Annotated in this window: 1 protein-coding gene and 1 pseudogene; both read left to right on the top strand. The window is 71.3% G+C overall.

The features are described from left to right. The first annotated feature begins 345 nt into the window (after nt 1-345). The gene (locus tag ACIQWR_RS31395; RefSeq protein ID WP_404016477.1) at nt 346-11,319 is read left to right on the top strand and encodes a type I polyketide synthase; all 10,974 of its coding nucleotides are present in this window, start codon (nt 346-348) and stop codon (nt 11,317-11,319) included. 171 nt (nt 11,320-11,490) lie between these two features. Continuing rightward, nucleotides 11,491-22,611, top strand: a pseudogene (locus ACIQWR_RS31390) (type I polyketide synthase); the annotation flags it as partial. Between the last annotated feature and the right edge of the window lie 46 nt (nt 22,612-22,657).

Raw genomic sequence — 22,657 nt, 5'->3', positions numbered from 1 at the left:
CGCAGATCGTTCGAGGGTTTCAAGACCCGTGCGGTCGTCCCCGCGCTTACAAGCACCGTACTCGGAAGGCCAGATGCGTGTCTGAAAGTGATCCACATCACATTGCCTCGGTCTGGTGCGGTATGACACAGTCGATCTTGCGCTTATCAACTGTTCTAATAAGTGCAGTGAATTAGGAAACCAACATCGATCGCCAGTTGTGTATTCACGGATGGGGATTGGGAGTTGGCCCGGAGATTATTCGGGACCGCTTCGGCGAACTTCGAAGATTAGCGGGGGTTCACATTGTTCAGGAGTGCTCGTTCGGTGCGGCATGATGACGATGGCGATGGCGATCGAATCGCCGTGATCGGGCTCTCCTGTCGTCTGCCGCAGGCCGACTCTTCTGTCCGATTATGGGAACTCCTGCGCGATGGTGTCGACGCGATCACCCCGCTGCCCTCGGGGCGGTGGCCGCAACGCTCCGCCGAAGCCGCGGAGTTAACCTCCGAACGAGGCGGCTTCCTCGACCGGGTCGATCAGTTCGACGCCGACTTCTTCGGCATCTCGCCGCGCGAGGCGGCGGCCATGGACCCCCAGCAACGCCTCGCGCTCGAACTCGGCTGGGAACTGCTGGAGAACGGCGGCATCACCCCCGAGCGCATGGCGGCCCTGCGCGCCGGCGTCTTCGTCGGCGCGATGAACGACGACTACGCGACCCTCACCCGGCAGCGCAGCTCGCAAGCGGTCTCGCACCACACTCTCGCCGGTCTGCAGCGAAGCATGATCGCCAACCGGCTCTCCTACCTCCTCGGCGTGAACGGCCCCAGCCTCACCGTCGACTCGGGCCAGTCGTCCTCCCTGGTCGCCGTCCACATGGCCTGCCAGAGCCTGCGCGCGGGAGAGTGCGAGATCGCCCTCGCCGGCGGGGTGAACCTCAACCTCAGCTTCGACGGCACCCTGAGCGTCTCCCGGTTCGGCGGGCTCTCCCCCGACGGCCGCTGCTACACCTTCGACGCCCGCGCCAACGGCTACGTACGGGGCGAGGGCGGCGGCTTCGTCCTCCTCAAGCCCCTGGCGCAGGCGCTGCGGGACGGCGACCACATCCACGGCGTGCTGCGCGGGAGCGCCGTCAACAACGGTGGCGGTGACAGCCTCACCACCCCCAGCCAGCAGGCTCAGGAGGACGTACTCCGCCGCGCGCACACCGCGGCGGGAGTACGCCCCGAGGACATCCAGTACGTAGAACTCCACGGCACGGGCACAGCCGTCGGCGACCCCATCGAGGCCGCGGCGCTCGCCGCGGTCATCGGATCCGCCCGCCCGACGGACGCACCCTTGCAGGTCGGCTCGGCGAAGACGAACGTCGGCCACCTGGAAGGCGCCGCGGGCATCGTCGGCCTGCTCAAGGTCCTGCTCTCCCTTGAAGCGGGGGAGCTTCCCGCCAGCCTCAACTTCGAGACGCCCAACCCGGCCATCCCGCTCGCCGACTGGCACCTCCAGGTCCAGACCGAGCGCTCGCCGTGGCCGCGTCCGGACGTACCGCTGCTGGCCGGTGTGTCGTCGTTCGGCCTGGGCGGGACGAACGCGCACGTGATCGTGGAGCAGGCTCCCGTGGTGGAGCCGGCCGGGGCGGCGAAGCCGGGACCGGCGGTCGGCGTGGTGGCCGGTGGCGGTGTGGTGCCGTGGGTGCTTTCGGGGAAGTCGGCTGCGGGGCTGTGTGGGCAGGCGGTGCGGTTGCGGGAGTTCGTGACGTCGTCCGCTGTGTCGCTTGATGTATCGCTTGCGGATGTCGGTCATTCGTTGGTGTCGTCGCGGGCGGGTCTTGAGCATCGGGCGGTGGTGCTGGGTTCGAGTCGTGAGGAGTTGGTGGCGGGGCTGGAGGCGGTGGCGGCGGGTGAGCCTGCTGAGGGTGTGGTGTCCGGGGTGCGGCGCGAGGGTGCGTCGGACGTGGTGTTCGTGTTCCCGGGTCAGGGTGCGCAGTGGGCGGGGATGGCGGTCGGGCTGCTGGATTCTTCGCGGGTGTTCGCGGAGCGGTTCGGTGCGTGTGCGGCTGCGTTGACGGCGTATGTGGACTGGGTTCCGGTGGATGTCCTGCGGGAGCGTGAGGGTGCGCCGTCGTTGGATCGGGTGGATGTGGTCCAGCCGATGTTGTGGGCGGTCATGGTGTCCCTGGCGCAGGTGTGGCGTGCTCATGGGGTGGAGCCCGCTGCTGTAATCGGGCATTCGCAGGGTGAGTTGGCGGCCGCTGTGGTGGCGGGGGTGTTGTCGGTCGAGGATGGTGCGCGGATCGTCGCCTTGCGCAGTCAGTTGATCGGCAGGGAGTTGGCGGGTCTGGGTGGCATGGTGTCCGTGCCGCTCGGCGAGGATGTTGCGCTGGAGTTGATCGAGCCCTGGGTGGGCCGGATCAGCGTTGCCACGATCAATGGCCCGCGGTCCACGGTGGTGGCTGGTGAGGCCGCAGCGCTGGACGAGCTGATGGCCGTGTGTGAACGGGGTGAGATTCGGGCCCGTCGTATTCCGGTGGACTACGGGTCGCACACCCCCCAGGTGGAGCGGTTGCGTGAGGCTCTGCTGGAGCTGGCTGCTCCGGTGGCGCCGCGTGCGGGTGACGTACCGATGTACTCGACCGTGACCGCTCGGCTCCTTGAGGGCGGTGTGGCTGATGCGGAGTACTGGTTCCGTAATCTGCGGCAGCCGGTGCGTTTTGAGGAGACGGTGCGTGGGCTGATCGCGGATGGGCACGTCACGTTCCTTGAGGTGAGTGCGCATCCGGTGTTGACGTCTCCGGTCGAGGAGACCGGTGAGGCGATGGGCGTCGAGGTGTTCGCGGGCGCCACCCTGCGCCGTGATCAGGGTGGTAGCCGTCGGTTCCTGTCCTCGCTCGGCGAGTTGTGGGTGCGGGGCGGTACGCCCGACTGGTCGGCGGTCTTCGACGGAAGTGATGCCCGCCGGGTCGCGCTGCCGACCTACGCCTTCCAGACCAAGCACTACTGGCTGGACAGCGCGGTCGCTGACCCCGAGGCCGCGGGCGCCGTGTCGGTGGCAGGCGCGGCAGTCGGCACCTACGACGGCAGTGGCGCCGGCGGTGCACACGACGTGTCGCCGGACGTCTCGCACGCGGTGCGGGCCCACACGGCAGCCGTACTGGGGCACGCCACTGCGGAGGAAGTCGACGTCCGGCGCTCGTTCAAGGACCTGGGCTTCGACTCGATCATGCTCGGTGATCTGCGCAGTCGGCTGAACACCGTGCTGGGCCGGCGGTTGACCACGGCCGCCCTCTTCTCGCACCCCACCCCGGCCCGGCTGGCAGCACATCTGGAGTCCGTACGCGACGACAGGACCGGAGAGCGGCGTCCTGCCGCCGTCACGGTGCGCGAGCCCGACCGCGACCGTGCGGTGGACGGCGCGGAAGACCCCATCGCCATCGTGGCCATGAGCTGCCGCTTTCCCGGCGGGGTCAGTTCCCCCGAGGACCTGTGGCAGCTCGTCTCCGCGGGCCAGGACGCGATCTCGGACTACCCCGACGACCGCGGCTGGGACCTGGAACGGCTGCTGAGCCCTGACGGCCGGGGCCGCGTCTCCACCGGAGTCGGCGGCTTCATCGACGGCGCCACGGACTTCGACCCTCGCTTCTTCGGGATATCCCCGCGCGAAGCGCTGGCCATGGACCCGCAGCAGCGGCTGCTCCTGGAGACCTCGTGGGAGCTGCTTGAACGCGCCGGCATCGATCCGGAACTGCTGCGCGGCAGCAGGACCGGCGTGTTCGTCGGCACGATGGACCAGGAGTACGGCCCCCGGCTGCACGAGGCCCCGGAGACGCTCGACGGCCTGATGCTCACCGGCAAGACGACCAGCGTCGCCTCGGGCCGCATCGCCTACGTGCTCGGACTGACCGGGCCCGCGCTCACCGTCGACACCGCCTGCTCGTCCTCACTGGTCGCGCTCCACCTGGCCGTGGCGTCCCTGCGGCGCGGCGAGTGCTCGCTGGCCCTCGCCGGCGGTGCCACCGTGCTGTCGACACCGGGCATCTTCACCGAAATGACCAGCCAGCAGGGGCTGGCGCTCGACGGCCGCTGCAAGGCCTTCGCCGGCGCCGCCGACGGGACCGGCTTCTCGGAAGGCGTCGGGATGCTGCTGGTCGAGCGGCTCTCCGACGCACGCCGCAACGGCCACCGGGTGCTCGCGGTCGTACGCGGCTCCGCGATCAACCAGGACGGCGCGTCCAACGGCCTCACCGCGCCCAACGGGCTCTCCCAGCAGCAGGTCATCAGGGACGCCTGGGCCAGCGCCGGGCTCGGCTCCGCCGACGTGGACATGCTGGAGGCCCACGGCACCGGCACCGCACTGGGCGACCCCATCGAGGCGGAAGCGCTGCTGGCGACGTACGGCCAGGACCGGCCCGAGGACCGGCCGCTGCTGCTCGGCTCGCTCAAGTCCAACATCGGCCACACGCAGGCCGCCGCGGGTGTCGCGGGCGTCATCAAGTCGGTACTGGCCATCCGGCACGGACTCGTGCCGGCCACGCTCCACGTCGACGGGCCCACGCCCGAGGTGGACTGGTCCACCGGAGCGGTGCGCCTGGCTACGGAGAGCACCCCGTGGCCCGAGGCCAGCCCGGTCCGACGAGCAGGAGTCTCCTCGTTCGGCATCAGCGGGACCAACGCCCACGTCATCCTCGAACAGGCACCCGTCGACGCTGCGGCACCCGCGGCGGCGCCCCTGCCCGGGGCGCGGCTGCGCGAGGGCGGCCCGCTGCCCTGGATCGTCTCGGGCCGCACAGCGGCAGGGCTGCGCGCACAGGCCGCACGGCTGCGGCGGGTCGCCGCCGACAGTGCGGCGACGGACGAGGAACTGGGACGCGCCCTGGCCACCACCCGGTCTGCGCTGGAACACCGCGCCGTCGTGGTGGCGGAGGACCGCGAGATGTTCCTCGCCGGACTCGACGCACTGGAGACGGGCGGATCCGCTGCCCATGTGTTCAGCGGCCGGGTGTCCGGCGAGCCGGGCGGCGTGGTGTTCGTGTTCCCGGGTCAGGGTGCGCAGTGGGCGGGGATGGCGGTGGAGCTGCTGGATTCTTCGCCGGTGTTCGCGGAGCGGTTCGCGGCGTGTGCGGCTGCGTTGACGGCGTACGTCGACTGGGTTCCGGAGGACGTGCTGCGTCAGCGGACGGGTGCGCCGTCCTACGACCGGGTGGATGTGGTCCAGCCGATGTTGTGGGCGGTGATGGTGTCGCTCGCGGCGGTGTGGCGTGCGTCGGGTGTCCAGCCTGCTGCTGTAGTGGGGCATTCGCAGGGTGAGTTGGCGGCTGCCGTGGTGGCTGGGGTGCTGTCGGTCGAGGACGGTGCGCGGATCGTCGCGTTGCGCAGTCAGTTGATCGGCAGGGAGTTGGCGGGTCAGGGTGGCATGGTGTCCGTGCCGCTCGGCGAGGATGTTGCGCTGGAGTTGATCGAGCCCTGGGTGGGCCGGATCAGCGTTGCCACGATCAATGGCCCGCGGTCCACGGTGGTGGCTGGTGAGGCCGCAGCGCTGGACGAGCTGATGGCCGTATGCGAGCGGGGTGAGGTTCGGGCCCGTCGTATTCCGGTGGATTACGGGTCGCACACGGCGCAGGTGGAGCGGTTGCGTGAGGCTCTGCTGGAGCTGGCTGCTCCGGTGTCGCCGCGTGCGGGTGACGTGCCGATGTACTCGACCGTGACGGGTGGGCTCCTTGAGGGCGGTGTGGCTGATGCGGAGTATTGGTTCCGTAATCTGCGGCAGCCGGTGCGGTTTGAGGAGACGGTGCGTGGGCTGATCGCGGACGGGCACGTCACGTTCCTTGAGGTGAGTGCGCATCCGGTGTTGACGTCTCCGGTCGAGGAGACCGGTGAGGCGATGGGCGTCGAGGTGTTCGCGGGCGCCACCCTGCGCCGGGATCAGGGTGGTAGCCGTCGGTTCCTGTCCTCGCTTAGCGAGCTGTGGGTACGGGGCGGAACGCCCGACTGGTCGGCGGTCTACGCCCCGGTCGCCGAAGGCGCCGAGCCGGTCGAGCTGCCCACGTATGCCTTCCAGCGCGACCGCTACTGGCTCGCGCCCTCGGCCGCCGGTGCACCCGTACAGGTGGAGCTGCCTTCCGCTCCGGTCGCCGAACCGGTCGACGGTTTCCGGCAGAAGGTGCTCGACGCGCCCACCGCCAGCCGGCGCCTGCGCATCGTGCTGGACGAGGTGTGCACGCAGGCAGCGGCCGTACTCGGATGGGCCTCGGCGCACGAGGTCGAGGTGGGCCGGGCGTTCCGCGAGGCCGGATTCGACTCGCTGACCGCCGTGGACCTGCGCAACCGGCTGGGCATCGCGATCGGGCAGCCCCTCGCGCAGACGGCCGTGTTCGACTACCCGACGCCGCTGCGGCTCGCGGAGCACCTGCGCGACCGCATACTCGGCGCGGACGGTTCGGACGGCGACGACGCGGAAGCCGCCGCCCTGCGTTCTCGTACGACATCCGGCGCGTCCGGTGACGAGCCCATCGCCATCGTGGCCACCAGCTGCCGCTTCCCGGGCGACATACGCTCGCCGGATGACCTGTGGCGGCTGCTGCTCGACGGGCAGGACGTCATCTCCGGACTGCCGCAGGACCGTGGCTGGGACCTCGACGCGCTGTATGACCCGGACTCCTCGCGGGCGGGCACCAGCTACGTCGACCAGGGCGGATTCCTGCACGACGCCGGGCAGTTCGACGCGGGCTTCTTCGGGATCTCACCGCGCGAGGCCGTCGCCATGGACCCGCAGCAGCGGCTCCTTCTGGAGACCTCGTGGGAGGCCGTGGAGCGCGCCGGCCTCGACCCGGAGACGCTGCGCGGCAGCAGGACCGGTGTCTTCGTCGGCGCCGTCCCGCACGGCTACGGGGCTGACGCCACCAACGCCCAGGAATCCGGAGGCTATCTGTTCACCGGCGCCGCGGGCAGTGTGGCCTCGGGGCGCATCTCCTACAGCTTCGGGCTGACGGGCCCCGCCATGACGGTGGACACCGCGTGCTCCTCCTCGCTGGTCGCGCTGCACCTGGCGGTGCAGGCGTTGCGGCATGGCGAGTGCTCGATGGCGCTCGCCGGCGGAGTGACCGTGATGTCGACCCCGGGCGTCTTCACCGAGTTCAGCCAACAGCGAGGACTCGCCCCCGACGGCCTGTGCAAGCCCTTCGCCGCGGCAGCGGACGGCACGGCCTGGGGCGAGGGCGTCGGGGTGCTGCTCCTGGAGCCGTTGGCCCAGGCACAGCGCAACGGTCACCAGGTGCTGGCCGTGATCCGCGGCTCGGCCGTCAACCAGGACGGTGCTTCCAACGGCCTGACGGCGCCGAACGGGCCTTCGCAGCAGCGGGTCATCCGTCAGGCGCTGGCCAACGCGCAGCTCGAAGCGTCGGACATCGACGTGGTTGAGGCGCACGGCACCGGCACGGCACTGGGCGACCCGATCGAGGCGCAGGCGCTGCTGGCGACGTACGGCCAGGACCGGCCCGAGGACCGGCCGCTGCTGCTCGGCTCGCTGAAGTCGAACCTCGGCCACACCTCCGCCGTCGCGGGCATCGCCGGTGTGATCAAGGTGGTGGAGGCGATGCGGCACGGTGTGGTGCCGGCGACCTTGCACGTGGATGAGCCGACGCCGAAGGTGGACTGGTCCTCGGGTGCGGTGGAGTTGGTGACCGAGGGTCGTGCGTGGCCGGAGACGGGTCGGGTACGGCGTGCGGGTGTGTCCTCGTTCGGTGTGAGCGGGACGAACGCGCACGTGATCGTGGAGCAGGCCCCGGTGGTGGAGCAGGAGCAGGAGCAGGAGCAGGTCCCGGTGGCGGAGCCGGCGGGGGGTGTGGTGCCGTGGGTGCTTTCGGGGAAGTCGGCTGCGGGGTTGTGTGGGCAGGCGGTGCGGTTGCGGGAGTTCGTGACGTCGTCCGCTGTGTCGCTTGGTGTATCGCTTGCGGATGTCGGTCATTCGTTGGTGTCGTCGCGGGCGGGTTTTGAGCATCGGGCGGTGGTGCTGGGTTCGAGTCGTGAGGAGTTGGTGGCGGCTCTGGAGGCGGTGGCGGCGGGTGAGCCTGCTGAGGGTGTGGTGTCCGGGGTGCGGCGCGAGGGTGCGTCGGATGTGGTGTTCGTGTTCCCGGGTCAGGGTGCGCAGTGGGCGGGGATGGCGGTCGGGCTGCTGGATTCTTCGCGGGTGTTCGCGGAGCGGTTCGGTGCGTGTGCGGCTGCTCTGGCGCCGTATGTGGACTGGGTTCCGGTGGATGTTCTGCGGGAGCGTGAGGGTGCGCCGTCGTTGGATCGGGTGGATGTGGTCCAGCCGATGTTGTGGGCGGTCATGGTTTCGCTCGCGGCGGTGTGGCGTGCCTCGGGTGTCCAGCCTGCTGCTGTAGTGGGCCATTCGCAGGGTGAGTTGGCGGCTGCTGTGGTGGCGGGGGTCCTCTCGTTGGAGGATGCGGCGCGGATCGTGGCGCTGCGCAGTCTGTTGATCGGCCGGGAGTTGGCGGGTCGGGGCGGCATGGTGTCGTTGCCGTTGGCGGCTGATGCTGCGCTGGAGTTGATCGAGCCGTGGTCCGGTCGGGTGAGTGTGGCGACGGTGAATGGTCCGCGTTCGACGGTGGTGGCTGGTGAGGCCGAGGCGCTGGACGAGCTGATGGCCGTGTGCGAGCGGGATGAGGTTCGGGCGCGTCGTATTCCGGTGGATTACGGGTCGCACACGGCGCAGGTGGAGCTTTTGAGGGAAGCGCTGTTGGAGTTGGCTGCTCCGGTGGCGCCGCGTGCGGGTGACGTACCGATGTACTCGACCGTGACGGGTGGGCTCCTTGAGGGCGGTGTGGCTGATGCGGAGTATTGGTTCCGTAATTTGCGGCAGCCGGTGCGGTTTGAGGAGACGGTGCGTGGGCTGATCGCGGATGGGCACGTCACGTTTCTTGAGGTGAGTGCGCATCCGGTGTTGACGTCTCCGGTCGAGGAGACCGGTGAGGCGATGGGCGTCGAGGTGTTCGCGGGCGCCACCCTGCGCCGTGGTGAGGGTGGTCCGGAGCGGTGGTTGAGGTCCCTGGCCCAGCTGTGGGTGCAGGGCGGGGTGCCGGACTGGCAGGCGGTGTTCGCAGATACCGGGGCCCGCCGGGTGGAACTGCCGACCTACGCGTTCCAGACCAAGCACTACTGGTTCGACACCGCGCCGGCCCGCGCCGCGGCGACCGCGGATCCGCACGCCGCCTTCTGGGAGGTGGTGGAGCGCGAGGACCTGGAGGGACTTGCGAAGACGCTGCGCCTGAACGAGGAGCAGGCCGGGCTGACGTCCGTACTGCCCGCGCTCGCCGCTTGGCACAAGCGGCACGCGGAAGCGGCCGGCATGGAGTCGTGGCGATACCGGGCGCACTGGAAGTCGCTGCCGTCCGGCCCCAAGGCCGCCCTGTCCGGAACCTGGCTGGTCGCCGTCACCCCGGACCAGCTCGACGGCGCGCTGTACGAGACGGTGGCCGGGGCCCTGCGTGCCCAGGAGGCCGTGGTAGAACCGCTGGTCGTGCGCGGCGCCGAGGACGCGGGGCAGGGCGGGAATCCGTGGGCCGAGGCCCTGGCCGCGCACTCCGCGGCAGCCGGTGTGCTGTCGCTGCTCGCGCAGGACGAGAGTCCGCTCGCGGAGGCGTCCGTCACCCCGGCCGGATTCGCCCAGAACCTCGCGCTGCTCCAGCAGCTGGAGGCCGCCGACTCGGACGCCGTGCTGTGGTGCGTCACCCAGGGCGCGGTGTCCATCGGTGAGCGGGACCCGCTCACGAGCCCCGCACAGGCGCTGGTCTGGGGCCTCGGCAGGGTGGCGGCCCAGGAGCTGCCGACCCGCTGGGGCGGTCTGGTCGACCTCCCGCGGGAGCCGGACGGGCGCGCCCTCGCGCGGCTCTGCGACGTGCTCGCGGCCGGGCCCGACGAGGATCAGGTCGCGGTCCGCTCGACCGCGACCTACGGGCGCCGGCTCGTCCGCGCGCCTCTCACCGGCGCGCTGGGCGACGGCTGGACGCCGGGCAAGGGCACGGTACTGATCACGGGCGGCACCGGCGCACTCGGTAGCCAGGTCGCCAAACGCCTGGCCGCTCAGGGCGCCGAGCACCTGCTGCTCGTCAGCAGGCAGGGCGGTACGGCCCCCGGCGCCACCGATCTCGAAGCCGAACTGGCCGCCACCGGAGCCCGCGTCACCACGGTCGCCTGCGACGTGGCGGACCCGGAGGCCTTGCGCCACCTGCTGGACTCGGTGCCCGACGACTGCCCGCTGGCCGCTGTGGTGCACACCGCGGCAGTACTGGACGACGGGGCGCTCACCACGCTGACGCCCGAACAGCTCGACCGGGTGCTGCGGGTCAAGGCAGCTGTGGCACACCAACTGCACCTGATGACTCAGGACATGGGGCTGTCCGCCTTCGTGCTGTTCTCGTCGCTGGCGGGCACGGTCGGCATGGCGGGTCAGGGCAACTACGCGCCGGGCAACGCCTACCTGGACGCACTGGCCCAGTACCGCCGTGCGCAGGGGCTCGCGGCCACCTCCGTGGCCTGGGGTTCCTGGGCCAGGGGCGGCATGGCAGGCCGGGACGTGGTCGGCGACACCAGCATCCGGCACGGCGTGCCGCTGCTCCCGCCGGAGCGCGCCACCGTCGCACTGGAGACCGCGCTCGCCCACGGCGACACCAGCCTCGTGATCGCGGACATCGACTGGGAGAGGTTCGCGTACTCCTACACCGCGGCCAGGCCCAGCCGTCTGCTCGACGAGCTGCCGGAGGCCCGCGCCGTACTCACGCGGGACGAACCCACCGACGCGGCCGCCACCCTCACGCTGGCCGAGCGGCTGGCCGGCCTCGCACCGGCCGAGCGCGAACGGCAGTTGCGCACGGCGGTCCGTCAGCAGGTGGCAGCCGTACTCGGCCACGACTCCGGGGAGACGGTGGAGCTCCGGCGCCGATTCCTGGAAATGGGCCTGGACTCGGTCACCGCCGTGGAACTGCGCAACCGGCTCAACGCGGCGACCGGTCTGCGACTGCCCGCCACGATCGTCTTCGACTGCCCGACCGTGCACGAACTCGTCCGCTACCTCGGCGACGCACTGTTCGGCGACAACGACGCGGCCGTGGGCTCCACGGACGCGCCGGCCCCCGGCACTGCCGAACTCGACCAGCTTGAGGAGCTCCTGGGGCAACTGCCCGACGGAGATCCTGGGAGATCCGAACTAGCGCGACGGCTGCGCCAGTTGCTCCGTACCGCATCCGGGCCAGGTGTGGACGGCGAGGAAGCCCTCGACGCCGAAGACCTCGAATCCGCGAGCAACGACGACCTCTTCAAGTACATCGGCAAAGAGTTCGGGATTTCCTGAGCCCCTGATCGACGCCGCGGTTCCGACACGCGCCTTTCCGCGGGCGCACGCACACTTCCGTCTCACTTTCGGGGGCACGCAAGCATGGACGACGCCAAGAAGCTCCGCTATTACCTGACCCGGGTCACAGCCGAGCTGAAAGAGACCCAAACGCGGCTGCAGGCAGCGGAGTCGGTGGACAGCGAGCCGATGGCGATCATCGGGATGAGCTGCCGGTTCCCCGGCGGGGTCGCCTCTCCCGAGGACCTGTGGCGGCTGCTCTCCGAGGGCGGCGACGCCATCACCGGACTCCCCACCGACCGCGGCTGGGACGCGGGATCCCTGGTGGACGTGACCGGAGAGCGCCCCGGCAGCTCGTACGTGGCCGAGGGCGGATTCCTGCACGACGCGGGACAGTTCGACGCGGGCCTCTTCGGGATCTCGCCGCGCGAGGCGCTCGCCATGGACCCGCAACAGCGGCTCCTGCTGGAAACCTCCTGGGAGCTGTTCGAGCGCTCCGGCATCGCCCCCGACGCCCTGGACGGCAGCAGGACGGGCGTCTTCATCGGCTCCAGCTTCCGCGACTACGGAAGCCGACTGCCCGCGATCCCCGAAGAGGTCGAGGGGCACGCCATGACGGGCACCGCGGGCAGCGTGGCCTCGGGGCGCATCTCCTACACCTTCGGCCTGACCGGTCCCGCCGTCACGGTCGACACGGCGTGCTCCTCTTCGCTGGTGGCGCTGCACCTCGCGATTCAGGCGCTGCGCCACGGCGAGTGCTCGATGGCGCTCGCGGGCGGGGTCGCGGTCATGTCGACGCCCGACCTGTTCACGGAGTTCAGCCGCCAACAGGGCCTGGCACGCGACGGCCGCAGCAAGGCGTTCGCCGCGTCCGCCGACGGCATGAGCGCGGCCGAGGGAGTGGGCCTGCTGCTGGTCGAGCGGCTCTCCGACGCTCGGCGCAACGGGCATCAGGTTCTCGCCGTGATCCGCGGCTCGGCAGTCAACCAGGACGGCGCCTCCAGCGGACTGACCGCGCCCAACGGCCCCGCGCAGCAGCGTGTGATCCGGCAGGCGCTGACGAGCGCGGGTATGAAGGGCTCCGAGGTCGACGTCGTCGAGGCGCACGGCACCGGCACGGCACTGGGCGACCCGATCGAGGCGCAGGCGCTGCTGGCGACGTACGGCCAGGACCGGCCCGAGGACCGGCCGCTGCTGCTCGGCTCCCTCAAGTCGAACCTCGGTCACACGCAGGCCGCCGCGGGCGTGGCCAGCGTGATCAAGATGGTGGAGGCGATGCGGCACGGTGTGGTGCCGGCGACCTTGCACGTGGATGAGCCGACGCCGAAGGTGGACTGGTCGTCGGGTGCGGTGGAGTTGGTGACCGAGGGTCGTGCGTGGCCGGAGACGGGTCGGGTACGGCGTGCGGGTGTGTCCTCGTTCGGTGTGAGCGGGACGAACGCGCACGTGATCGTGGAGCAGGCTCCCGTGGAGGAGTCGGCCCCGGCGGCGAAGCCGGGACCGGCGGTCGGCGTGGTGGCCGGTGGCGGTGTGGTGCCGTGGGCGCTCTCCGGGAAGTCGGCGTCGGCGCTGCGCGAACAGGCGGTGCGGCTGCGGGAGTTCATGACGTCATCGGCCGCGTCGCTCACGGGTGTCGGCTACTCGTTGGTGTCGTCGCGTGCGGGTCTTGAGCATCGGGCTGTGGTGCTGGGTTCGAGTCGTGAGGAGCTGCTGGCGGGGCTGGAGGCGGTGGCGGCGGGTGAGCCTGCTGAGGGTGTGGTGTCGGGGGTGCGGGCGGACAGGGAAGACGGCGTGGTGTTCGTCTTCCCGGGTCAGGGTGCGCAGTGGGCGGGGATGGCGGTGGAGCTGCTGGATTCTTCGCCGGTGTTCGCGGAGCGGTTCGCGGCGTGTGCGGCTGCGTTGACGGCGTACGTCGACTGGGTGCCGGAGGACGTGCTGCGTCAGCGGACGGGTGCGCCGTCCTACGACCGGGTGGATGTGGTTCAGCCGATGTTGTGGGCGGTGATGGTTTCGCTCGCGGCGGTGTGGCGTGCGTCGGGTGTCCAGCCCGCTGCTGTAATCGGGCATTCGCAGGGTGAGTTGGCGGCTGCTGTGGTGGCTGGGGTCCTCTCGTTGGAGGATGCGGCGCGGATCGTGGCGCTGCGCAGTCTGTTGATCGGCCGGGAGTTGGCGGGTCGGGGCGGCATGGTGTCGTTGCCGTTGGCGGCTGATGCTGCGCTGGAGTTGATCGAGCCGTGGTCTGGTCGGGTGAGTGTGGCGACGGTGAATGGTCCGCGTTCGACGGTGGTGGCTGGTGAGGCCGAGGCGCTGGACGAGCTGATGGCCGTGTGTGAGCGGGACGGCGTAAGGGCGCGTCGTATTCCGGTGGATTACGGGTCGCACACCCCGCAGGTGGAGCGGTTGCGTGAGGCTCTGCTGGAGCTGGCTGCTCCGGTGTCGCCGCGTGCGGGTGACGTGCCGATGTACTCGACTGTGACGGGTGGGCTCCTTGAGGGCGGTGTGGCTGATGCGGAGTATTGGTTCCGTAATTTGCGGCAGCCGGTGCGGTTTGAGGAGACGGTGCGTGGGCTGATCGCGGATGGGCACGTCACGTTTCTTGAGGTGAGTGCGCATCCGGTGTTGACGTCTCCGGTCGAGGAGACCGGTGAGGCGATGGGCGTCGAGGTGTTCGCGGGCGCCACCCTGCGCCGCGATGAGGGTGGTAGCCGTCGGTTCCTGTCCTCGCTCGGCGAGTTGTGGGTGCGGGGCGGTACGCCCGACTGGTCGGCGGTCTTCGAGGGAAGTGATGCCCGCCGGGTCGCGCTGCCGACCTACGCCTTCCAGACCGAGCACTACTGGCTGGACGGCGGGACCGGCACCGCGGGGATGTCCGGGGCCGGGCTCTCCGCGCTCGGCCACCCGCTGCTGGCCGTCGGCATCGCTCTCGCGGACGGCAACGGCCACGTCTCCACCGGCCGCATCTCCCTGCACACCCACCCCTGGCTGGCCGACCACGTGGTGATGGGCCGGGCGCTCGTGCCGGGGGCCGCCGTGCTGGAGCTGATGCTGCGGGCCGGTGAGAGCGTGGGCACCGAGCTGCTGGACGAGCTCGTCCTGCACTCCCCGCTGGTCGTGCCGACCGGTGACACGGCGGTCGACCTCCAGGTCGCCGTCGAGGCCCCCGACGAGCAGGGCCGGCGCGCGGTGCGGCTGCACTCCCGGGCGTACCGCCCCGGGCAGGACGACGACTCCGAGTGGACCTGTCACGCCGAGGGTGTGCTGGTCGCCGCGCCCGTCGAAGAGCCGTCCGTGCGGGACACCGTCTGGCCGCCGGCCGGCGCGCAGGCCGTGGACATCGATGGCCTGTACGAGCGCCTGGCAGCCACGGGATACGGCTACGGCCCGGTCTTCCAGGGCATCCGTGCGGTGTGGCGGCGCGGCGAGGAACTGTTCGCCGATGTCGTACTGCCGGAGGGCGCCGAGCGGGACGCCGGACGGTTCGGGGTGCACCCCGCCCTCGTCGACGCGGCGCTCCAGACGCGTCTGGTGACCCTGCTGGAAGGGCGGGGCGACCGGCTGATGCCGTTCTCGTTCGCTGGGGCCCGACTCCACGCGACCGGTGCCACCGCGGTCCGGGCCCGGCTGACGCCGAGGGGCGACGACGCCCTTTCGGTTCAGCTGACCGATCACACCGGGCTGCCGGTCCTCACCATCGAGACCCTCACCTCGCGGCCACTGACCGCGGACGCGCTCGCGGGCCAGAGCGTCGACTCGCTCTACGAGGTCAACTGGGCACCGCTGGGCGGTGACTCGGAGCAGCTTGAAGCCGGCGGATCGGCCGCGGTCATCGGCGAAGGGCTGTCGGGCCTCGATCTGCCACGGCATGAGGACCTCGCGGCGCTCACCGCGAGCATCCGCAGCGGCGGCGCCGTACCGCACACCGTGCTCCTGCCCTGCCCGCGACCGGACGCCGTCGGCACTGCTGCCGCCCCCGCCGTCACCCGTGAACTGCTGGCCTCCGTGCTGGGTACCGTTCAGGAGTGGCTGGCCCTGCCGGAGCTGGAGGAGGCCAGGCTCGCCGTGGTGACCCGCGGCGGCTCGGCCGTCGCACCCGGCGAGCGGCCCGACCCGGGGTACGCGGCGGTCCAGGGCCTGGTGCGTTCGGCCCACTCCGAACACCCCGATCGCTTCCTGCTGGTCGACCTGGACGACGCGCCGTCGTCCACCGTCGCCCTGCCCGCCGCGGTTGCCGGTGCGGTGGCCATGGGTGAGAGCTCCCTCGCCGTACGTTCCGGAGCCGTGTCCGTACCCCGCATGCGCCGGGTAGCCCCGGCCAACGCCGACACCCTGGCCCTTCCCGGGGCCGAGGCCTGGGGTGTGGACCTCGACACGGGCGGCACCTTGGACGGGTTGCGTCTGGTGGCCGACCCGCGCGCCACGGTGCCCCTACAGAAGGGCCAGGTCCGGGTCTCGGTGCGCGCCACCGGGGTCAACTTCCGTGACGTGCTGGTGGCGTTGGGCGTCGTACCTCACACCGAGGCGTTGTTCGGTAGTGAGGGTGCGGGGGTGGTGACCGAGGTGGGTCCGGGTGTGTCCGGGCTTGTGGTGGGTGACCGGGTGATGGGTCTGCTGTCGGGTTCGTATGCCGGTCCTTCGGCGGTGGCGGACAGTCGGATGATCGTTGCGATGCCTGTGGGGTGGTCGTTCGCTCGGGCGGCGTCGGTGCCTGTGACGTTTTTGACCGCCTACTACGCGTTGGTCGATCTGGCTGGGTTGCGTGAGGGTGAGTCGCTGTTGGTGCATGCGGCGGCGGGCGGGGTGGGCATGGCTGCCGTGCAGTTGGCCAGGCACCTCGGGGTCGAGATGTATGCGACGGCGAGTGAGGGCAAGTGGGCCACGGTTCGTGAGTCCGGTGTCGCTGCGGAGCGGTTGGCTTCCTCGCGGAGTGTGGAGTTCGCGGACCGGTTCCTGGAGCAGAGCGGGGGTCGGGGTGTTGATGTTGTTCTCAACAGTCTGGCTCGGGAGTTCGTGGACGCTTCGTTGCGGTTGTTGCCGCGCGGGGGCCGGTTCTTGGAGATGGGCAAGACCGATATCCGTGATGCGGAGGAGGTGGCGGCGGCCCATGGTGGGGTGAGCTACCGGGCTTTCGATCTGGGTGAGGCGGGCGCGGACCGGCTGGGTGAGATGCTCGCGCATCTGGCTGAGCTTTTCGCGAGCGGGGAGCTTGCGCCGTTGCCGGTGACCGCGTGGGATACGCGTCAGGCGCCGCAGGCTTTCCGGCACATGAGTCAGGCCCGGCATATCGGCAAGGTGGTCCTGACCAATGCGCGGGCCGCGTTGACCGGGACCGTGTTGGTGACCGGTGGTACCGGTGTCATCGGGTCGGCGGTGGCCCGCCACCTGGTCACAGAGCATGGTGTGCGGGATCTGGTGCTCACTGGCCGTCGTGGTCCGGATGCTCCGGGTGCGGGGGAGTTGGTCGCGGAGCTGACGGCGTTGGGTGCCACGGTGCGCGTGGAGGCTTGCGATGCCGCCGATCGTGCCGCCCTGGGTACTCTCCTGGACGGTCTCGACGAGCTGTGCGGTGTGGTGCACGCCGCTGGAGTCTTGGATGATGGTGTCGTCTCCGCGTTGACGCCTGAGCGTCTGGATACGGTGCTTCGTCCGAAGTTGGATGCGGCGTGGAATCTGCATGAGCTCACTCGTGGCCGGGACCTCGCGTTGTTCGTGCTGTTCTCCTCGGCTGCCGGAGTTTTCGGTTCTCCCGGGCAGGGCGGTTACGCGGCGGCGAACTCCTTCCTCGATGCTCTCGCGCAGGAGCGGCGCGCCCAGGGGCTGCCCGCGCACTCCCTGGCGTGGGGATTGTGGGCGGACCGTAGTGCGATGACGGGTGCGCTGGGGACCGCTGACCTGGACCGTATGCGTAGGGCCGGTATCAGGCCGCTCGCCACCGATGAGGGTCTCGCTCTCTTCGACGCCGCGGTGCGCCTGCCGCACGCGTACACGGTTCCGGTCCGTCTCGACCTGGCCGTGTTGCGCGAGCAGCGGCCTTTGGCGCCGTTGTTCCGGGCTCTGGTGCGTACCACGGTCAAGCGGGCCGCCGCCAACACCCCGGTGGGCAGCGGCGACGGGCTGCGCAAGCGCCTTGCCGCACTCGACCCCGCCGAACGCGACCGCGAGCTGACGGAACTCATATGCGCTCAGGCCGCGTTGGTTCTCGGCCACGGCTCCGCCGGAGCGGTGGAGGTCGATCGTGCCTTCCGTGACATGGGCTTCGATTCGCTGACCGCTGTCGAGCTGCGCAACCGGATCGGCTCGGCTACCGGACTGCGCTTGTCGGTGACCGCTGTCTTCGACCACCCCACCCCCGCCGCCCTCGCCGCCGAAGTCGCCATCCAACTCGGAGTGGACGCGGGGGTCGCACCGGTGCGCGCCACCCCCACCGCCGTATCGGCCACCGTTGCCTCGGCCGACGACCCGATCGTCATCATCGGCATGAGCTGCCGTTTCCCCGGCGGCGTCGGCTCGCCCGAAGAGCTGTGGCAGCTGCTCACCGACGAACGCGACGCCATGGGCGACTACCCCACCGACCGCGGCTGGGACTCCGTCGACCTGCACAACGCCGAGGCCCCCGACCTGCACTTCGCCAAGGTCGGCGGATTCCTGCACGACATGGCGGACTTCGACCCCGGCTTCTTCGGAATGTCGCCCCGCGAGGCCCAAGCCACCGACCCGCAGCAGCGGCTGCTCCTTGAGGCCACCTGGGAGGCGCTGGAGCGGGCCGGTATCGACCCCGGCACCCTGCGCGCCACCCCGACCGGCATCTTCACCGGGCTGATCTACAACGACTACGCCGCGCGCTTTCCCCACCTGCTCAGCGGTTACGAGGGCTACCTGGGCAACGGCAGCGCCAACAGCGTCGCCTCCGGCCGCATCGCTTACACCCTCGGCCTGGAAGGCCCCGCGATCACCGTCGACACGGCGTGCTCGTCGTCACTGGTGGCCCTGCACCAGGCCGCGCACGCCCTGCGCAGCGGCGACTGCACGCTGGCGGTCGCCGGTGGTGTCACCGTCATGTCGACCCCGCGCCCGATGGTGGAGTTCAGCCGGATCAGCGGCCTCGCGCCCGATGGCCGCTCCAAGGCCTTCGCCGCCGATGCCGACGGCATGGGCTTCGCCGAGGGCGTCGGCATGCTCGTCGTCGAGAGGTTGTCGGACGCGCGCCGCAACGGGCACCCCGTCCTCGCGGTGATCCGCGGCTCCGCGCTCAACCAGGACGGCGCGTCCAACGGCCTGACCGCGCCGAGTGGTCCCGCGCAGCAGCGGGTCATCCGCCAGGCGCTCGCCAACGCCGGGCTCACCACCGTCGACGTCGACGCCGTGGAGGCGCACGGCACCGGAACCCCGCTCGGCGACCCCATCGAGGCCCAGGCACTCCTCGCCACGTACGGCAAGGACCGCGCAGAGGACGAGCCGCTGCTGCTCGGCTCGGTGAAGTCCAACATCGGTCACACCCAGGCCGCGGCCGGTGTCGCGGGCGTCATCAAGATGGTGCTCGCCCTGCGGCATGGCGTGGTGCCGAGGACGTTGCACGCGGACGAGCCCACCTCGCACATCGATTGGGACTCGGCCGGTGTGCGGCTCGCCGACGCGAGCGTGCCGTGGCCCGAGACGGGCAGGCCGCGACGCGGGGCCGTCTCCTCGTTCGGCATCAGCGGCACCAACGCCCACGTCATCCTCGAACACGCCCCGGAGCCAGAGGTCGAGCCCGAGGCCGCCGAGGAGACCGGCGACCACCTGCCGTGGGTGATCTCCGCCAAGAGCCCGGAAAGCCTGCGCGAGCAGGCACTGCGCCTGCACGCACACGTCAGCGCCGCTCCCGGGGCCGGCCCCGTCGACATCGCTCGCTCGCTCCTGACCACCCGGGCGGAATTCGAGCACCGCGCCGTCGTCATCGGCCGCGACCGCGAGGAACTGCTGCGCCGCCTGGCCGCGTTCGGCCACGGCGACGAGACCCCCGGCGTGGTCCATGGCTGCGCGGCGCGCGACATCAAGGCGGCCTTCGTCTTCCCGGGCCAGGGCTCGCAGTGGGCGGGGATGGCGACCGAACTCCTGGATTCCTCACCGACGTTCGCGGAGCGGTTCGGCGCGTGCGCGGCGGCCCTCGCCCCGCACATCGACTGGGCGCCCGCGGACGTGCTGCGCGAGCGCGAGGGCGCTCCCTCGCTGGACCGGGTGGACGTGATCCAGCCGATGCTGTGGGCCGTCATGGTCTCGCTCGCGGCGGTGTGGCGCGCGCACGGCGTCCAACCCGCCGCCGTAGTGGGCCACTCCCAGGGCGAGTTGGCGGCTGCCGTCGTCGCCGGCGTGCTCTCCCTCCAGGATGCCGCGCGGATCGTCGCGCTGCGCAGCCAGCTGATCGGGCGTGAACTGGCGGGCCAGGGCGGCATGGTGTCCGTACCGGTCGGCGAGGACGCGGCGGAGGAGCTGATCGAGCCCTGGGCGGGCCGGATCAGCGTCGCCACGATCAACGGCCCGCAGTCCACGGTCGTCGCCGGTGAGGCCGAAGCGCTGGACGAGCTGATGGCCGTGTGCGAGCGCGACGGCGTACGTGCCCGTCGCATTCCGGTGGACTACGGGTCGCACACCCCGCAGGTCGAGCAGCTGCGCGAGGCCCTCCTTGAGCTCGCCGCCTCCGTGACCCCGCGCCCGTCCCGGGTGCCGATGTACTCGACCGTCACCGCCGAGCTCCTCGAAGACGGTGTGGCCGACGCCGAGTACTGGTACCGCAACCTCCGCGAACCCGTCCGCTTCCAGCAGACCGCGCTGGCCCTCGCCGACGCGGGCCACGGCGTCTTCGTCGAGGTCAGCCCGCATCCGGTGCTGACCGCCGGCATCGAGGCCAGCCTCGCGGACCTCGCGGCCACCCCCGTGGTCGCGGGCACCCTGCGGCGCGAGGACGGCGGCCGCGGCAGACTCCTGACCTCCCTCGCCGAACTGTTCGTCGCCGGCGCCCCCGTGGACTGGTCGAGCACCTTCGACGGTGGCAGGACCGTGGACCTGCCCACCTACGCGTTCCACCGGCAGCGCTACTGGTTGGACGCCCCCGCGCCCGCGCGGGACACCGCGGGCTCCGGTGTCGACAGCGCCTTCTGGACGGCGGTCGACGGCGGCGACACCGCATCGCTCGCCGCCGCGCTCGGCGTGGCGGACGACCCCGTGCGCTCCTCACTCGCCACGGTCCTGCCCGCGCTCTCCGCCTGGCACGGCAAGCAGCGCGAGGAGTCCACCGTGGACGCCTGGCGCTACGGGATCGAATGGGCGCCGGTCCAGGACACCCAGGCCCGCCTCACCGGCACCTGGCTGCTCGCCGTGCCCGAGGAGCGCGCCGACGACCCGACGGTGTGGGCCATCGGCGCGGGCATCGAGCGCCGCGGCGGCACCGTCCGCCAGGTCCTGCTGCCCGCGGAGCGCGCCGAGTACGCCGCCGCCACGGGCGAACGTGCGCACGTCGACGAGATCTCCGCACGACTGCGCGCCGTCGAAGGACACGAGCACGCGGCCGGAGTCCTCGCGCTGACCGGACGGGACGAGGACTCCCACCCGGCGCACCCCGGCGTGCCCCTCGGCTTCACCCGCACCCTCGGGCTGATCCAGGCACTGGCCACCACCGCGGTCACCGCCCCCATGTGGTGCGTCACCAGCGGCGCGGTCTCCACCGGCGGCGGCGCCGAACTCACCGGCCCCCGCCAGGCGATGGTGTGGGGACTCGGCCGGGTCGCGGCCCAGGAGAACCCGGACCGCTGGGGCGGCCTGATCGACCTGCCCGCCGAGCCCGGGGAGCGGGACATCGACCGGCTGTGCGCCCTGCTGACCGGCGCCGGCGGCGAGGACCAGCTCGCGGTGCGCCCCTCCGGCGTCCTCGCGAGGAGGCTGGTGCGCGTCGCCGCGTCCCCGGGACGGGACGGCGCCTGGCAGCCCCCCAAGGGCACCGTCCTGATCACCGGCGGTACCGGCGCGCTCGGCGGCCACATCGCACGCCGGCTCGCCGAGCGAGGCGCCGAGCACCTGATGCTCCTGAGCAGGAGCGGCCCCGATGCCGAGGGCGCCGACGCGCTGCGGGCCGAACTGAGCGCGGCGGGCGCGCGGGTGACGGTCGTGTCCTGCGACGCGGGCGACCGCGACGCCTTGGCGGACGCCCTGGCCGGCATCCCGGAGGAACTGCCGCTGACCGCGGTCTTCCACACCGCCGCCGCACTGGACGACGGCCCGCTGGAGACCCTGACCCTGCCCCGCGTAGCCGCCTCACTCCGCTCGAAGGCGGGCGCCGCGTGGAACCTCCACGAGCTGACCGCGGACGTGGACCTGTCGGCCTTCGTGCTCTTCTCCTCCACGGCGGGCACCTTCGGCGCCGCGGGCCAGGGCAACTACGCTCCGGGAAACGCCTACTTGGACGCGCTGGCCTGGTACCGCAGGGCCCACGGCCAGGCGGCGACCTCCATCGGCTGGGGCGCCTGGGCCCAGGGCGGCATGGCGGAGAAGGACGCCGTCGCCGATCTGCGCCGCAGGCACGGCGTGCCGCTCATGGACCCGCAGCGCGCCACCCTCGCCATGGAGCGGGCCCTGGCGGGCGACGACACCTTCGTGGTCCTCGCCGACGTCGAGTGGGACAAGTTCCAGCGCGCTTACACCGCCGCGCGCCCCAGCCCTCTGCTGTACGGTCTCGCGGAGGTCCAGCGCCCTCAGGAGCTGGCCGCGGGCGGGCCGGGTACCGGCGCCGCGCAGGGCCCCGGCCTTGCCGAGCGTCTGTTCGGCCTGGCTCGTAAGGAGCAGGACCGGGTGCTGCGCGAGGTGGTGCGCACTCACGCCGCGGCCGTCCTCGGCCATGACGGGGCCGAATCGGTGCCGCTCACCCGTTCGTTCGCGGAGCTCGGCCTGGACTCGGTCACCGCGGTGGAGCTGCGCAACCGCCTCGGTGGCGTGGTCGGCCACAAGCTGCCGGCCGGGCTCGTCTTCGACCATCCGACGGTCGCCGACCTCGTCGGCTATCTGCGCGACCTGTTGGTCGCCGACGAGACGTACACCAGCCCGGTGCTGGCCGAGTTGGACCGCCTGGACGTCGAGCTGGCCACCCTGCGCGACGACGACCCGGTCAAGGGCGAGGTGGCGGAGCGGCTGGAGAAACTGCTGCGCCGCGTCAGCCCCGACTCGGTCGTCACCTCGGGCGGCAGCGCCGCGCAGAGCTGGGACCTGCGGGGAGCCTCCCAGGACGAAGTGTTCGCAATGATCGACGAAGAGCTGGGAGAGCCGTGATCCGGACCGGCCGGACGCCCTGCGCGCCGCCCTTGTGACTCCACCC

It is taken from the genome of Streptomyces sp. NPDC098789 (assembly GCF_044759975.1).
In the GTDB taxonomy this organism is placed as follows: Bacteria; Actinomycetota; Actinomycetes; order Streptomycetales; family Streptomycetaceae; genus Streptomyces.
Note: the sequence above shows the minus strand (reverse complement) of the source record. Positions and strands in the feature narration are given on the sequence as shown.